The 15,035-nt window shown below is 37.8% G+C and carries 16 protein-coding genes and 1 tRNA gene; 12 read left to right on the top strand and 5 right to left on the bottom strand.

What is annotated here, in order from left to right; genetic code table 11:
* Positions 1–50 precede the first annotated feature (50 nt).
* Positions 51–1,148 carry a bifunctional diaminohydroxyphosphoribosylaminopyrimidine deaminase/5-amino-6-(5-phosphoribosylamino)uracil reductase RibD gene (gene ribD, locus CCAL_RS01800; RefSeq protein WP_170015034.1) on the top strand — a complete coding sequence of 366 codons (1,098 nt, stop codon included), beginning with the start codon at positions 51–53 and terminating at the stop codon, positions 1,146–1,148.
* Here the strand turns inward: ribD and sppA are convergent, their stop codons facing one another.
* Together sppA and mqnF are read right to left on the bottom strand one after the other, a co-directional pair.
* A complete protein-coding gene (gene sppA / locus CCAL_RS01805) occupies positions 1,149–2,012 on the bottom strand; it encodes a signal peptide peptidase SppA (protein ID WP_170015032.1) in 864 nt (287 codons plus the stop codon).
* Positions 2,000–3,217 (bottom strand): aminofutalosine deaminase family hydrolase, encoded by a 1,218-nt coding sequence (gene mqnF / locus CCAL_RS01810; protein ID WP_169937218.1) that lies wholly within the window; start codon positions 3,215–3,217, stop codon positions 2,000–2,002. Before mqnF ends, sppA begins: the two co-directional genes overlap by 13 nt.
* A gap of 158 nt (positions 3,218–3,375) precedes the next feature.
* On the opposite strand from mqnF, the gene aroQ reads away from it, so the two are divergent.
* Genes aroQ through mnmA form a run of 11 tightly spaced genes read left to right on the top strand, consistent with a single transcriptional unit; the run spans position 3,376 to position 12,253 of the window.
* Positions 3,376–3,858, top strand: coding sequence for a type II 3-dehydroquinate dehydratase (gene aroQ / locus CCAL_RS01815; RefSeq protein WP_169937220.1), 483 nt, complete (start codon positions 3,376–3,378; stop codon positions 3,856–3,858).
* The gene (locus CCAL_RS01820) at positions 3,855–4,880 is read left to right on the top strand and encodes a M24 family metallopeptidase (RefSeq protein WP_170015030.1); all 1,026 of its coding nucleotides are present in this window, start codon (positions 3,855–3,857) and stop codon (positions 4,878–4,880) included. Before aroQ ends, CCAL_RS01820 begins: the two co-directional genes overlap by 4 nt.
* Positions 4,877–5,353, top strand: a complete 477-nt coding sequence (gene folK, locus CCAL_RS01825; RefSeq protein ID WP_170015028.1) for a 2-amino-4-hydroxy-6-hydroxymethyldihydropteridine diphosphokinase — start codon at positions 4,877–4,879, stop codon at positions 5,351–5,353. The genes CCAL_RS01820 and folK overlap by 4 nt, the downstream gene beginning before the upstream one ends.
* A gap of 12 nt (positions 5,354–5,365) precedes the next feature.
* Positions 5,366–6,742 carry a flagellar biosynthesis protein FlhF gene (flhF, locus tag CCAL_RS01830; protein ID WP_170015026.1) on the top strand — a complete coding sequence of 459 codons (1,377 nt, stop codon included), beginning with the start codon at positions 5,366–5,368 and terminating at the stop codon, positions 6,740–6,742.
* Positions 6,739–7,605, top strand: coding sequence for a P-loop NTPase (locus CCAL_RS01835; RefSeq protein WP_170015024.1), 867 nt, complete (start codon positions 6,739–6,741; stop codon positions 7,603–7,605). The genes flhF and CCAL_RS01835 overlap by 4 nt, the downstream gene beginning before the upstream one ends.
* A gap of 12 nt (positions 7,606–7,617) precedes the next feature.
* Positions 7,618–7,962, top strand: a complete 345-nt coding sequence (locus tag CCAL_RS01840; RefSeq protein WP_170015022.1) for a hypothetical protein — start codon at positions 7,618–7,620, stop codon at positions 7,960–7,962.
* Positions 7,934–8,638 carry an RNA polymerase sigma factor FliA gene (locus tag CCAL_RS01845; RefSeq protein ID WP_169937232.1) on the top strand — a complete coding sequence of 235 codons (705 nt, stop codon included), beginning with the start codon at positions 7,934–7,936 and terminating at the stop codon, positions 8,636–8,638. The genes CCAL_RS01840 and CCAL_RS01845 overlap by 29 nt, the downstream gene beginning before the upstream one ends.
* Positions 8,638–9,738 (top strand): flagellar motor switch protein FliM, encoded by a 1,101-nt coding sequence (gene fliM, locus CCAL_RS01850; protein WP_169937234.1) that lies wholly within the window; start codon positions 8,638–8,640, stop codon positions 9,736–9,738. Before CCAL_RS01845 ends, fliM begins: the two co-directional genes overlap by 1 nt.
* Positions 9,728–10,582, top strand: coding sequence for a flagellar motor switch protein FliY (gene fliY / locus CCAL_RS01855; protein ID WP_170015020.1), 855 nt, complete (start codon positions 9,728–9,730; stop codon positions 10,580–10,582). The genes fliM and fliY overlap by 11 nt, the downstream gene beginning before the upstream one ends.
* A 9-nt stretch (positions 10,583–10,591) precedes the next feature.
* A complete protein-coding gene (locus tag CCAL_RS01860) occupies positions 10,592–11,185 on the top strand; it encodes an LOG family protein (RefSeq protein ID WP_169937237.1) in 594 nt (197 codons plus the stop codon).
* 48 nt (positions 11,186–11,233) lie between these two features.
* Complete coding sequence (gene mnmA / locus CCAL_RS01865; protein ID WP_170015018.1) at positions 11,234–12,253, top strand: tRNA 2-thiouridine(34) synthase MnmA; 1,020 nt, start codon at positions 11,234–11,236, stop codon at positions 12,251–12,253.
* A 225-nt stretch (positions 12,254–12,478) separates the two neighbouring features.
* On the opposite strand, the gene CCAL_RS01870 is transcribed toward mnmA, so the two are convergent.
* The 3 genes from CCAL_RS01870 to CCAL_RS01880 form a co-directional block, all read right to left on the bottom strand.
* Positions 12,479–12,553, bottom strand: a tRNA-Asn gene (locus CCAL_RS01870).
* A 144-nt stretch (positions 12,554–12,697) separates the two neighbouring features.
* A complete protein-coding gene (locus CCAL_RS01875) occupies positions 12,698–13,609 on the bottom strand; it encodes a radical SAM protein (RefSeq protein ID WP_170015016.1) in 912 nt (303 codons plus the stop codon).
* Positions 13,609–15,009, bottom strand: a complete 1,401-nt coding sequence (locus CCAL_RS01880; RefSeq protein WP_394346908.1) for a methyl-accepting chemotaxis protein — start codon at positions 15,007–15,009, stop codon at positions 13,609–13,611. Before CCAL_RS01880 ends, CCAL_RS01875 begins: the two co-directional genes overlap by 1 nt.
* Positions 15,010–15,035 lie beyond the last annotated feature (26 nt).

Genomic DNA, 15,035 nt, shown 5'->3' on the forward strand with positions numbered 1-15,035 from the left:
TTAAAAACATCGTTTTGAAATTCAGAGTTATTAAAATTTAAAGGGCGTAGATGAGTGATGAATTTTATATGAATTTAGCCTTAAATGAGGCTTGGAAGTATCAGATCCTAACCTATCCAAACCCTGCAGTCGGTTGTGTCGTGCTTGATAAAAGCGGTAAAATTTTGAGCATAGGTGCTCACAAAAAGGCTGGTTTTTTACACGCAGAGCCAAGTGCGATCTTGCTTGCACTTTGTGAGATAAGTGATGATTTTTTACATAAATTTATACTAAACTACGATCAAAAATTTAACACAAATTTTTTGGATATTTCAGACAAACATGAGCTTCTTGAAAAGCTTAAAGAAGTGTATTTAAACGCGGTTTTTACTTATGATTTTATAATGCAAAATCACGGTGATTTATTAGACGGTGCAAAGGCTTATGTTACGCTTGAGCCCTGCTCACATTATGGCAAAACCCCTCCTTGTGCGAATTTGTTTGTGCAGTTAAAATTTGCCGAGGTTGTGATATCTTGCGAAGATAAAAACAAAATCGCAAGTGGTGGAATTTCTATCTTGCAAAATGCCGGGATAAAAGTGAAAGTAGGCGTTCTAAAACAAGACGGAGGCATGCTTTTAAAGCCGTTTTTAAGTTGGCAAGAGGGGAATTTTAGCTTTCTTAAGGTTGCTTTATCGGTAAATGGCGCGGCAACTGGCGGAGTGATCTCAAACGAGACCAGTCGCGCTCACATGCACAGCATAAGAAGTATTGTAGATCTGCTAGTTATTGGTGGAAATACCGTAAGAATAGATCGTCCAAAACTTGATGCAAGACTTGTAAAAAATGGCAAAAGTCCAAATGTGCTAATCTTTTCTAGAGAGCAAAAATTTGACGAGAGCTTACCTCTTTTTCATGTCAAAGGACGCGAAGTTGAAATTTCAAATTCTCTCTTAAGAGCCAAAAAATCACCCCTTGTTATGTATGAAGGGGCGCAGGAATTTTTAAATTTAGCCAAAAACGGTGCATTACCAAACGTAAAATGGCTTCTTTTATACCAAAGTTCAAATTTCAAAAACGAGCCGAATTTGCTTTCACAAATTTATTTAAAGTCCGTTTTTAGGTCAAATTTTGCAGATGATAGCTACGGTTGGTATGAGATAGTCTAACTATCTCATTTGTGTATTAAAAAGTAAATTTGCCATCGAATTTACGCCTTGGCTTGTAAATTTTTCCATAAATTTTTCTATTTGAGGTTTTTTCTCCCAAACTGCTTCGCTAACACCGCTTAACTCTTCTAGCTGCGCTTTGGCCTCAAAGTATCCGCCGATCTCATCGATAAGTCCTACTTGTTTTGCTTCGCCGGCTAAAAAGATCTTGGCATTTGCCCACTCATCTTTTTTGCTTGTTTCAAGACCTCTTGCTTGCGCGACATCACTTGTAAATAGCTCGTATGAAGCATCAACTAACTTTTGCAGACTATCACGCTCGCTTTGGCTCCATTTTCTGGTAAATGTCCCCGCTTCTTTAAACTCTCCAGCCTTTACAACCTGTTCGCTTATGCCGATTTTATCGGCTAGAGCTTCGAGGTTTGGCACCTGCATGATAACACCGATAGAGCCGATAAACGAGCCCGGATTTGCCACTATTTTATGGGCGTTTACTCCGGCATAGTAGCTGCCACTTGTCATTGAGCCGGCGGCATATGCTACGACTTTTTTGTTTTTAGCCAGTTTTTTTACTTGCATGGCAAGCTCCACGCTAGGGCTTAGCGCACCACCCGGACTATCTATATAAAGCAAGACACCTTTTATGTTGTCATCGTCGTTAAGGGCTTGTAGTTTTTCTAAGATATCTTCGGTTTGAAGAAGTGTATTTTTTATATCAACTTGCGCTAGATTAGGCTTTTTCATCTCGCCGTCTGGCATAAATATCATGGCTAATATCAGTAAAAATACAAGCGCTTTGAAGTTGGTATTTATAAATTTAAAAATAGCACCTATGGGTGCAAAAATCATCTTTAAAAGTTGCAAATTTTTCCTCCTATATATAGTTGTTTTGCTTCGTTTGTGTGTAAGATTAGTTGTGTTATAAGTGCGTCTTTGTCACAGTTTGGCACATCATATACGGCTATATCGGCCAGTTTGTTTGGTGCTATTATGCCGTTATTTGTTCCAAGGGCTAACCCCCCGCCTCTCGTTGCTGCGGTAAATAGTATTTTCGCAATGGTGTTTAACTCGTGATTTGCATGAGTAAAAAGAGCAGCTCTTAACTCGTGCCATAAATTTAGGCTAATGTTTGAGCTAAGCCCGTCTGTGCCGATATTAAGCCCTGTGCTTGAGCTTAAAATTTTGTTTAAATTTAAAGCTTTTTTACCAAGTAATCTATTTGAAACCGCACAATGCGTAACACTGTGAAGTTTCTGGTCAAATTTAGTAAAATCATCTTCATAAACGCAGTGAGTAAAGAGCGTTTTTATGCCCTTAAACATGGCAAAATAGCTGTCTTTATCATACATCGGTTTTGGCTCTTTAACAAATCTTTTTAGGTGATTTTTAAATTTACCAGTGCCGTTTTTTAGCCAAGTCATCTCAGCCTTGCTTTCTAAAAAGTGGGTGGAGACGACAAGATTATTTTCTTTTGCAAAATTTATTGCAAATTCTGCTAATTTTGGATGTATAGAGTATGGCGAATGAAGCGAAATACCAGGGCTAAAACGATCATTCGCATACTTTTTACTTTCATTAAAACGAGTGATGAAATTTTGACGATTTTGCTCTATAAACTCAGGGTTTGAGCCTAAAATTTCATTAAAAAATACAACTCTTGCCTGGCTTGATGATAAAATTTCAAGATCTTTGCCAAAGCTTGATATCGCCCCAAATGTGGCCGTTCCGCTTTTTAGTGCCGAATTTAGCGCCTCTTGTATGATTTGCTTTGTGCATTTTTGAGCCAAATTTGCTCCGTTTTGTATGATCGATCCAAGCCAAGTGATGAAATCTCCGTAAATTAGCTCGGATTTATTTGAGCTAAATTCCAAATGAACGTGAGCATTAACAAAAGCAGGAGCGATAAGCGCCTCTTTTAAGTCGATAAAATTTGCATTTTTATATCTTTTTATCAGCTCATTAGCATCGGCTATGGCTAAAATTTTATCATCAAAAGCTATGGCTTTATCTTGCAAAATAGTGAAATTTTCATCGCTTGTTACGATGTATTTTGCTTTTAAAATTTGCATCTTTAACCTTTAAAATTTTTATAATTGTATCAAAAAAGATATAAAAGGCTTTAAATTTTGAAATTTAATCAACGCAAAGGGCATTTTAGGGCTTCTTGTAGCAAAAATTTAGGAACAAAAATGTATAATCAAATGACATTTTAACAAAAGGCAAAAATATGGACAAAAAACTAAAAATCATGGTTATCCAAGGACCAAATATCAATATGCTAGGAGCTAGAGAGCCTGGAATTTACGGTGCTATGAAGATGGAAGACATCCATGGGCAAATGAAAATCGTAGCCGATCAAAATGATATTGATATTGAATTTTTTCAAAGTAACCTAGAGGGCGAGATCGTAGATAAAATTCAAGAGTGCCTAGGTGATGCTGACGGTATCATCATAAATCCAGCCGCATACACTCATACTTCTATAGCGATTAGAGATGCGTTAAGTGCAGTTAGTTTGCCTGTTATCGAAGTGCATATCAGCAATATCCACAGACGTGAAGACTTCCGTCATAAAAGCCTTATCGCTCCGGTAAGTGCGGGTCAGATCGTAGGTTTTGGACCTGTTGGATACCATCTTGCTATGATAGGCATGCTTCAAATTTTCGAACAAGTAAAAGCTATAAGAGCGGCAAATCAGCAACAACAATGAACTACATACTAAAAGACGAAAACGCCGTATTTTTTGAGTGCGGATACAGTTGTGATAATGAAATTTTACTTTGCATTGATGGAGTGAAGTATTTTTTAAGTGACGCGAGGTATTATTTTGAAGCAAAAAAACTCGTAAATCACGGCGTTATCGTTGTTTTAGCACAAAGAAATTTAATACAAGAAGCAAGGATGCTTCTTAGAAAATTAAAACCAAAAAGCTTGGTTTATAATCCCGACGAACTTAGCGTAAGTACTTTTACCGTTTTGTCAAAAGGGCTTGGTATAAATTTCAAGCCAAAGGCAAATTTCTCTCAGATAAAGCGCATGATAAAAAGCGAAGAAGAGATAGAAATTTTATCTCGTGCGGCGAAATTTGGCGCTGAATGTTTTGATGAATTTGCCGAGTTTGTAAGGAAAAATGGCGAGGGAATGAGCGAACGAGAACTTCACTTTAACGCTCAAAGTATTTTTAAACGTAAAAACGAACTTGGGCTAAGTTTTGACCCTATCGTTGCTATAAATGAAAATGCAGCTAAAGCCCATGCCTTACCAGGTGATAAAATTTTGCGTTACGGGGATTTGCTCTTGCTTGACGCGGGAGTAAAATTTAACAGATACTGCTCGGACAGGACAAGAACGGCGTGTTTTGATGAGAATTTTAATTTTAGCAAAGAGCAAAAATTTAAAAATCCAAAACACCAAGAAATTTATGAGATCGTTAAAGAGGCTCAAAAAGTCGCGTTAGATACCGTAAAGGTTGGTATAAAAGCTGGCCAGATAGATAAAGCCGCAAGAGATGTGATAGTAAAAGCCGGATATGAAAAGGCGTTTTTCCACTCAACGGGACACGGGGTTGGAGTTGATATACATGAGCTGCCTGTTATCGGCGCAAGAAGCGAAGCGGTTATAAAAGAAGGCATGGTTTTTAGCATAGAGCCGGGGATATATCTTGAAAACGAATTTGGAGTTCGTATAGAAGATGTTGTTGTGGCAACCAAGGACGGAGCAAGAATTTTATGAAAATACTCGGGGCTAGGGGGCTTGTTCGTAGCCGATTTTGCCCGTGTTATTTTGGTTTTAAAGATGGGTTTAGGCATATCGCTGTTGTTGGTCTTGGCGGCAATATCGGTAGAAGCGATAAAAGGTTTGATAAATTTATAAGAGTTTTGCTTGATGACAGGAGATTTCATGTTGTTGAGGTTTCGCCGATACTTGTAAATGCGGCGTTTGGATATGAAGATCAGGCTGATTTTAGCAATGCTGTTATAAATTTACAAACAAGTGTATCTGTGTATGCTTTACTTAAAATTTTACAAAGATACGAACTGAAATTTAAACGAACTAGAAGCTTTAAAAATGCGCCTAGAACGCTTGATCTGGATATTTTATACTTTGGAGCAAAAGTACTTAAAAGTCCTAAACTAACCATACCACATCCCGGAGTAACAACTAGGATGAGCGTGATAGTGCCGATGGGTTTGATGAGAAGCTAAAGAGGGAAATATATGGCAACTAAATTTTATACATTTACAGGCGAAAGTAGCATAGAAGCGTTAAAAAAAGCGCAAGAAACATGTGGTGAGAGAGCGATACTTGTTACCACAAAACAAATTCAGGCTAAGACCATAAACAAAAAGCCTCTTTATGAAATTTTAGTTAGCGTTGAAGAAGAGGATGTGCCTCAAAAGCCAAAACCAAACCCAAAAGCTGTTAATTACGAGAATGCATACTCTAAATTTAACTCTAGTTATGAGCCAATAAAGCCTAAATTTAATATCACAGAAGAGCCCGCAAAAGAAAAACCTCAGATAAAAACAACTCCGGCACGTCCTTATGATGTCGATGAAAGCGTGCTTTTAAATATATCTGAAGCTGCAAAAGAGATAAGTCAGATCGCAAATGTCGATATGAGCAAGATAAAAGCGGTAGATGAGCAAGCTCACGGTGTTAATAAAAAAATCGACGACGTAGCAAAACAAGTAAGCGTCTTAAACGAAAAACTTGGTCTGATAACTGACATGATATGGGACGAGCGTGCCCCAAGTCGTAATAATCTAGCCATACCACCGGAGTTTGCAAGTATCTACAAAGCCGCAAAACAAAGCGGGATGAAACAAGAGCACTTAGAAGCGATAATAAACGCTACGATAGAAAACATGCCGACATCAATGAAGGCAAATCCAACCGCAGTTAAGCGGTATTTTTACTCTCTTTTGCGCAATATGCTTCCTTGCAGAAAAGAGATAAACGACAGAAAACAGCGCATAATGATGCTTGTAGGCCCAACTGGAGTTGGTAAAACTACGACTCTAGCCAAGCTTGCGGCAAGGTTTGCTTACGGAAGTGAAAAGCGCTATAAAACAGGCATTATCACGCTTGATACTTATCGTATAGGCGCGGTCGAGCAGCTCTTTCAGTATGCTAAGATGATGAAGCTTCCTATCCTTGATGTGATAGAGGTTGAGGACTTTAAAAATGCGTTAAAAACGCTAAATTACTGCGATATCATACTGATAGATACTACCGGAAATTCGCAGTATGATAAAGAAAAACTTGACAAGCTTGATAAATTTTTAAAATACAGCGATGTGCAAATAGACGTAAATTTGGTCTTGTCTGCCGGCTCTAAAGTAGAAGACTTGATAGAAATTTATAACGGTTTTAGCTTTTTAGATATCGACACCTTGATCATAACAAAATTTGACGAAACCAAAATTTTCGGCAATGTTTTTTCGCTCATTTATGAGACAAATACCCCTGTTAGTTATTTTTGCGTCGGGCAAGAGGTGCCTGATGATTTACTTGAGGCAAAAAGCGAATTTTTAGTTGAATGCGTGCTTGAAGGCTACTCTAAAAATTCAGAAGATAAGGACGAAAAATGATAAATCAAGCTCAAAAGCTTCAAACTCTCGTCTCTTCTAAAACAAACAAAAAAAACACACACTTTATCGCTATAACAAGCGGCAAGGGTGGTGTTGGCAAAAGCACGATAAGTGCAAATTTGGCAAATGTGCTATCTAAAAACGGATACAAAGTAGGGCTACTAGACGCTGACATCGGACTTGCAAATTTAGATGTCATCCTAAATGTAAAGATGGGTAAAAATTTGCTTCATGTCCTAAAAGGCGAGTGCTCTTTAAAAGAAATTTTAATACCTATTAATAAAAATTTAACTCTCATCCCAGGTGAAAGCGGAGATGAGATCTTAAAATTTAATAACCAATTTTTATACGAGCGATTTTTAAACGAGGCTAGCGAGCTTGACGAGCTTGATTTTATGATCATAGACACGGGAGCCGGCATAGGCGGTAATACTCAGCAATTTTTAGAGGCCGCAGATGAGATAATCGTCGTTACCGTGCCTGATCCTGCAGCTATAACCGATGCGTATGCTGTTATAAAGATAGTTTCAAGGTTTAAAAACAACCAGCTTTTACTTATGAATATGGTGAAAAACGAAAATGAAGCTGTTAGAATTTTTGAAAATATCAAGCGAGTTGCCGCGGCAAACATAGGACCTGAGCTGAAACTTGATCTTATCGGTCATCTTGAGGCTGACAAAGAAGTTTCAAGAAGTATAAAGCAACGCACGCTATTTACGGACGATACTTCTTATGGTTCGTCAAGTATGCAGATAAAACAGATAGTTTCAAATTTGCTTTATAGGTTGGAACGAAAAGTGCTTACAGACGACACAAACAGAAGTTTTGGTGCTTTTTTAAAACGCCTGATAGAACAATTTTGACGGGGAGTGAGCGTGAAGGCTGAAAATTTTATAGCATTTTTTACGGTGTGTGGGTTTTTTATCGGCATGGTTTTTACGTTGATAAAGCTAAACGATCCTATTGAAATGCTAGTTTATACTATGCTTATTACATTTTTCTTCTATCTTGTGATCCATATTATTATCATGAACTACATTGATGTAGGGCGAACGGTTAAGAGATTTTTTGATAGAGATAGACATGAAGAGGTGGCTGATTATCTCATTTCCGAGCTTGCCATTAGGGAAAAGCGTATGGATAATGTGATGTCAAAGCTTACAAATTCGGATAAAATTTCAGGCAAGCAGAATGCAAGAATTAAAGCAAAAGCAGCTTAACGCATATCAAAATACAATCAAAAAAGAGCAAGATGAGATAGTTTTACAGTATATGCCGGCTCTTCGTGCGATGGCTTACAAACTAAAAGAGAGGCTTCCGCCAAGTATAGATGTGAACGACCTTATAGGTATCGGCGTCGAAGAGATGATAAAACTTAGCAGAAGATACGACAAGGATCAGAATGATTCATTCTGGGGATATGGAAGAAAACGAATTTATGGTGCTATGCTTGACTTTTTGCGTGAGCTTGACGTGATAAGTAGGGCTGATAGAAAACTGGTAAAGAGTATAAATTTAGAGATTGATATATATTTTAACGAGCATGAAGAAGAGCCAAGCGATGAGTATCTAGCTCAAAAACTTGGCGAAGATGTAGAAAAGATACGTGAAGCAAGAGGTGTTAGTTCTATCATTACGATACTTCCTATCGACGAGCAAATAGAACTTTACGGCGAGAGCGATGTTGAGTATAATGTCGAAAAAGAGGACTTGATAGAAAAGATCGAAGAGGTGCTTAAAGGTTTTGATAAGCGCGATCAGCTGATAGTTCAGCTTTATTATTACGAAGAGTTAAATTTAAAAGAGATAAGCGAGATAATGCAAATAAGCGAGAGTAGAATTTCACAAATTCATAAACGCCTTTTAGGCAAAATTCGCAGTAGTTTGGGGGCTTAATGGCTGATATTTTAAGTCAAGAAGAGATAGACGCACTACTTGAAGTCGTTGACGAGGGTGGCGATACTAGCAGTATAGGCGAGCAAGAAGTCAGCCAAACCGAACAAAAACAGATAATTATATACGATTTTAAGCGCCCTAACCGTGTCAGTAAAGAGCAACTTCGTGCGATAAAAGGCATACATGATAAACTAGCACGTAACTTGGCTAGTCAAATTTCAAGCGTGATGAGAAGTATAGTAGAAATTCGCTTGCACAGTGTAGATCAGATGACTTACGGTGAATTTTTAATGAGTCTTCCAAGTCCAACAAGCTTTAACGTCTTTTCGATAAAGCCGCTTGATGGCAACTGCGTTTTGGAGATAAATCCAAGCATAGCTTTTCCTATGATAGACCGTTTATTGGGCGGTAACGGTGAGAATTTCGAAACCAGTAGAGAGCTAACTGATATAGAGATAAATTTACTTGATGCTGTGCTTAGGATGATAATGCAACGCCTAAAAGAGAGCTGGGCGATGATAACTGATATGTATCCAAACGTCGAGGCAAAAGAGAGTAGCCCAAACGTCGTTCAGATAGTAAGCCAAAATGAGATCGTTATCATGGTTGTTATGGAGATAATAGTCGGCAACTCAAGTGGCATGATAAATTTATGCTATCCGGTTATCTACCTTGAGCCGATCCTTGGACGTCTAGCAAACCGTGATATAATGCTTGGAGAAACGAGCGCTAAAAAAAGTAGAAATAAAGAGCTAAAAACATTGATCGGGCGTGCCGAGGTGCTTTATGAAGCGATCCTTGGTCAAACCGTAGTTAGTGTAAATGAATTTTTAAATTTAAAAGAGGGTGACATCTTGCGTCTCGATAGAGGTGCGGACGATAAGGCTATCGTTTGCATAGATAAAAAAGAGGTATTTTTAGCTGAAGTAGGACTTCATAGGTTTAGAAAATCTATCAAGATCGAAAAACTTATACGCTCCGATAAGGATGAGATCAAGTCTATCCTCGAACACTACGAAGAGGAGCGTAAGGCTAAGCTTATGGAGTATGACCACGCAGAAAATTTAGAAGAAGAAGAGAACTACGAAGATGATGAATAATTTTTTTAATTTATTTACAAATGAGCTAAAAGCGACCATCGAGGGGCTTACAGGACGCATGCTTGAAGTTGGTGAGAGAAACGATTTTGACGCATCTAGTCAAAACGGCATAAAACCTCCGGTCGCCATTGCAAACATCATGACAAAAGGCGATATAAGTGCCAAGATCGCCATAGTTTGCACTCCTGTTTTAATAAGTGCCGTTGGCGAATGGATGATGGGTGAGGAGGAAATTTCTCGTAATGAAAATTTAGGCGTAGATGAGCTTGATGCGGCAAAGGAAATTTTTTCAAATTTACTAGGAGCGTTTAGCACCTCACTAGGCGCTCAAAAAGAGTTGCCAAAGCTTGGTTTTGATATATCAAGCGTTAGTTTTCTGGATGAAAATTCAAATTTGGACCTAAGCGGCTATGAGAAGCTGTTTTTATTTAATGTAAACATAGACGAGATAAGCGAAGGCATAGGGATCGCTTGTGATCAATCTTTAATGAATATACTTGATCCAAGATCTCAAGAGCAAGGCTTGGCGCAAGCAGAAGCACCGTCAAAAGCTTCCTTAAAGAGCGAATTTAGTGCTGAAGAGATGAGAAATATCGGGCTTATCATGGATGTGCGTTTGCCTATTCGCGTTCGTATCGGCTCAAAAAGAATGTTATTAAAAGATGTTTTAACCATGGATATCGGCTCTGTTATAGAGCTTAATCAACTTGCAAACGACCCGCTTGAAATTTTAATCGGAGATAAGGTTATAGCCGTGGGTGAAGTTGTGATAATAGACGGAAATTTCGGCATACAAATAACTCAAATAGGCTCAAAACGCGAGCGCTTACAACAGCTAAAATAGGAGTGGTATTTGAGTAGTGATTTGATCGAGGATTTTGTTAAATTTCAAGGTGTTTTGGCTCATAATAATAAAAATGTAACATTTTTTGGCTCTGCTAGATTTGACGAAGAAAATTTGTATTATAAGAGCGCAAGAGAGCTTGCTTATAAGCTTGGCGAGCTTGGTTTTGCCGTGCTTACTGGCGGAGGAGATGGCATAATGTGTGCGGCAAATAAGGGTGCTTACGAAAGTGGCAAAAGCCCAAGTGTGGCGTTAAATGTGCGCTTGCCGTTTGAGCAACGAACCAATCCTTACACGACCGCTGATTATCTTTTTTCAAGCCTTAGCCCACGTAAATTTGCGCTTACTGATAGCTCTGTCGCCTTTGTTGTGTTTCCTGGTGGATATGGCACACTTGATGAGCTTTTTGAGATATTGGTTTTAGCTCAAGTAGGAACTAAAAAGGTTAAAATTTTCCTTTTTGGGTCTGAGTTTTGGAGCGGTCTAGATAATTTCATAAAAACCACTCTTGTAAATGAAAAAACTATCAATCCTCAAGATGTAAATTTATATCATATAAGTGATGATATCGACTATATCGTAAGTGAAATTTTAAATATTTAAAATTCAGATATATAATGTCTGATTTACAATATTTTTACAAAGGTTTTTATGAAGATAATGGTTGCGATGAGCGGAGGCGTGGACAGCACGATGACCGCCAAGATTTTACAAGAGCAGGGACATGAAGTGCAAGGCTGCTATATGAAGTTGCACACAAAGCCAGGCTATCATGAAGAAAATATAAGAAAAGTAAAAAAGGTTGGAGAGTATCTTGGTATACAAGTTCACATCTTAGACTTGCAAGATAAATTTAACGAATTTGTCTACGATCCGTTTGTAAAACTTTATAAAGAGGGTAAAACGCCAAATCCGTGTGCCTTATGCAATCGCTTTATCAAGCTTGGAGCGCTTTTGGATTTTGCTAAAGAGCAGGGCTGTGAAAAGCTTGCCACAGGACACTATGTGCAAGTTGTGGACGGTCTTATTACGCAAGCCAAGGATTCGAGCAAGGATCAAAGCTACTTTTTGGCTCAAGTTCCAAAAGAGGTTTTAAAGGATGTTGTTTTCCCTTTGGGTGATAAATTTAAGTCTGATATAAAAGAGCTTGCCAAAAGCATAGATGTGCTAAGCGAGTTTGGCACACAGGCTGAAAGTAGTGAAATTTGCTTTGTGGAAGATACATATATCCAGGTTCTTGAGAAACATTACAATACAAATTTACCAGGCAATGTTGTGGATAAAAACGGCAATATCGTGGGTCGTCATCAAGGCTACATGCACTACACTATCGGAAAGCGTCGCGGGTTTGAAATTTACGGTGCGCATGAGCCACACTTTGTCTTAAAGATCAACGCCGATAAGAACGAGATCGTAGTTGGCTCAAAAGATGATTTGGCTCAAAAGATGGTCGAGCTTGAAAATGTAAATTTGTTTATTGATAAGGATGAATTTGATAGTGAAGTAAAAATTCGCTACCGAAGTCCGAAACTCGAAGCTTCGGTCAAGATAAACAAAGAGGATAAAACGGCAGTTTTAATGCTTAACCAAAACGCTCTTGGTGTCGCCCAAGGCCAGCTTTGTGTGATGTATGACAGAGATAAAGTCATCGCTAGCGGCTTTATAAAATAAACTTCTACCAACCAAGCGGAAATAACATAATCCGCTTGGGGTTACAACTTGTTAAATTTGTATATCTTTTTGCGTGTATAAAATATATTTTATCCTATCTTTGCTGGCATATGTAGATATTTTTTGTGTTAATTATTAAATAATTGCTGTATAAAGTATTTTTAAAAGCAAGGCGGCAAATTTAGATAATAAAGTTTTTGAATTTTAAAGGGATATTAAAAGAAATGGCTCCGGATGCTGGGTTCGAACCAGCGACCAAGTGATTAACAGTCACCTACTCTACCGCTGAGCTAATCCGGAACAATTTAAAAGAAACTGTATTATAGACAAATTGAAAGCGTTTGTCAATAAAATTTAGCTTAAATTTTAAAAAATATTCAAATTTTGTATTCTTTAGAGTAAAATAGGCTTAACAAGTGATATAAAAATAGTGTTATATGGCGTTTATTGCTCATTTGTCCTATAAAATTTAACCCCACTAACGCTGATTTCATAGATTTTATTATCGGCTAGGAGTTCTTGTAAATTTTGCTTTGATATACTTGAAAAGCTATTTTTTACATCTATCTCGCTTTGTGGGCGACGAGAAAGTAGCGCTATTAGTTCGTCTTTACTAAAGTCTAAATTTTCACCGCTGTATTTTGCGCTAGCGATAACGCAAGGTATATTTTTGATATGAGCCGATAGTTCGCGCAACATGTCTGTGTTTACGCCTTTGACAGGATAGGCAGGTGGTCGGTCTATCGTGCTTATGTCTACGCGATTTGGCGAAATTTGATTTATGGCTTTGTTTAGTGCGTTAAATTCTTGTGCAGTATCGTTTAATCCCTTTACGACTAAAATTTCAAGGACGAGCTCGCCTTTGAAATCCCTTTTAAACTCAGTCATTTTTTCTATGATATCCGCTACATTTAGCTCTTTATGTCCTCGGTCTATCTTGCGAAAAGTCTTTTCTATCGTACTATCAAGGCTAAATTTTACTATATCAAGTCCTAAGAGAGCGTCGTAAATTTCAGGTTTTACGACGCCTGTCGCGTTTGATAGGATTAGTAATTTTGCACTATTTTTTATTAAATTTAGTTTGGCGATAAGCTCTTTTAAGTATGGATAAAGAGTGGGTTCGCCATTTGCCGTAAGTGTTATAACGTCGATGTTTGGATGCACTTTAAGCGCGGACGAGACATCGTTTATGATCTCGTCTACGCTTGGTGGATTTGAAATTTTATCCACCTTTTTGGCTATCTTTAGTTCACAATAAACACAATCAAAGTTGCACGACTTAGCATGTGGCGAAAGGTCGATCCCCAAACTCATGCCGAATCTACGCGAACTAACCGGTCCAAACACCACAGACATTAAAACTTCCTCTTCCTTACATCCTCAACTATCTTCTTAGCCATCTCATCTACTTCAGAAGTTACTTGATTGGTTTTATTAGCTACTTGAACATTTTGCTGTGTTAAAGTATCTATTTGAGCAACAGATTGGTTTATCATATTTATACCTTCACTTTGCTCTCTTATGCTTTCACTCATCTCATTGATTGATTGGGCTAATACATTTGTATTTGCTTCTATCTCACCTAGAGATTTTTGAGTTCTCTCTGCTAGCTTTCTTACTTCATCAGCAACAACAGCAAATCCACGTCCATGCTCTCCTGCACGTGCAGCTTCTATAGCGGCATTAAGTGCAAGTAAATTTGTTTGATCTGCTATATCACGGATTATAACTATGATATTTTTGATCTCTTCGCTTTGTCTTATAACATCTTGTGTCTTTTGAGATATTGCACTCATAGAGCTACTCATCTGTTCAACTGCTGCTGCACTCTCTTGTAAAGAGTTTGCTTGTAGGTGTGCTCCATTTGTTAGCTCTTTCATAGAGCTTGCTAGGATCTGAGCTTTTTGCTGTAAGCCTTCTGCTTGAGTTAGGTTAGTCTTTAGCATATTTGCTATCTCTTCTCCAAGAGCACTTACTCCGCTAGCTATCATGCCGCTGTCGTCAAGGCGAGATGTGAAGTCATGCTTTTTGTAAGATGTTAGTAAATTTAAGACATCATTACTGTTTGAAGATATGGCTATTTTTAGAGATTTTTGTAAATTTGCTAGATCTTCTTTAAGCTCTTCTAATGTTGGGTTATTTGTGGTTATATCATCCAAGGTAGTTGCAAATTTGCCGTTTTCTATCTGTTTTATAAAGGTATTTACACTCTTTAAAAACTGTGTTTCACTGATCTTTTGAGTAGATATTTCTTGCATACCTTCATTGATCATCTTTGCCATTTTGCCAAGTTCATCATTTGAGGCAACCTTGATGTCGGTTACTTTGTTTGTTTTGTTGTGCAGGAAGTTGAAAAAGCCCACGAGTCCAAGCTCTATATCTTTTATAGGTTTTAGTTTGTAACTCATTATTAGCATTAGCATTAGCGAGATTAAAACTATAAATGCCACAGATAGTCCGACTTGTGTTTGTAAAAGTGCATTTGAACTTTTGTCATTTATGCTAAGAGGAACAATCGAACATACAAGTAAATTTGAAGACGGTTCTGTTAGACATGCAGCGACCATTGTTTCGTCATTTTCTGTAAATTTATGCGTTCTTAACTCGCCTAAAATTTTTTTATTGTCATCTTTGAAGATATTGATAAGATCTTTTGTTAAAGGAAGCTCTTTTAATATCAACTCTTTGTCTTGGTTTATGAGCATCCTGCCTTTTTGATCGATAGCGATGATCTTCTCTTCTTCGTAGTGTTTCATGCCAAGTATACTGTCGCTAAGACCTT

The organism is Campylobacter sp. RM6914 (assembly GCF_004803835.1).
Lineage (GTDB): Bacteria > Campylobacterota > Campylobacteria > Campylobacterales > Campylobacteraceae > Campylobacter_A > Campylobacter_A californiensis.

Bases quoted from the DNA above. Each gene is read 5' to 3' on its own strand.
- ribD (WP_170015034.1), top strand. From the start codon at position 51: ATGAGTGATGAATTTTATATGAATTTAGCCTTAAATGAGGCTTGGAAG.
- mqnF (WP_169937218.1), bottom strand. From the start codon at position 3,217: ATGCAAATTTTAAAAGCAAAATACATCGTAACAAGCGATGAAAATTTC.
- aroQ (WP_169937220.1), top strand. From the start codon at position 3,376: ATGGACAAAAAACTAAAAATCATGGTTATCCAAGGACCAAATATCAAT.
- CCAL_RS01820 (WP_170015030.1), top strand. From the start codon at position 3,855: ATGAACTACATACTAAAAGACGAAAACGCCGTATTTTTTGAGTGCGGA.
- folK (WP_170015028.1), top strand. From the start codon at position 4,877: ATGAAAATACTCGGGGCTAGGGGGCTTGTTCGTAGCCGATTTTGCCCG.
- flhF (WP_170015026.1), top strand. From the start codon at position 5,366: ATGGCAACTAAATTTTATACATTTACAGGCGAAAGTAGCATAGAAGCG.
- CCAL_RS01835 (WP_170015024.1), top strand. From the start codon at position 6,739: ATGATAAATCAAGCTCAAAAGCTTCAAACTCTCGTCTCTTCTAAAACA.
- CCAL_RS01845 (WP_169937232.1), top strand. From the start codon at position 7,934: ATGCAAGAATTAAAGCAAAAGCAGCTTAACGCATATCAAAATACAATC.
- fliM (WP_169937234.1), top strand. From the start codon at position 8,638: ATGGCTGATATTTTAAGTCAAGAAGAGATAGACGCACTACTTGAAGTC.
- fliY (WP_170015020.1), top strand. From the start codon at position 9,728: ATGATGAATAATTTTTTTAATTTATTTACAAATGAGCTAAAAGCGACC.
- mnmA (WP_170015018.1), top strand. From the start codon at position 11,234: ATGAAGATAATGGTTGCGATGAGCGGAGGCGTGGACAGCACGATGACC.
- CCAL_RS01875 (WP_170015016.1), bottom strand. From the start codon at position 13,609: ATGTCTGTGGTGTTTGGACCGGTTAGTTCGCGTAGATTCGGCATGAGT.
- CCAL_RS01880 (WP_394346908.1), bottom strand. From the start codon at position 15,009: ATGAAACACTACGAAGAAGAGAAGATCATCGCTATCGATCAAAAAGGC.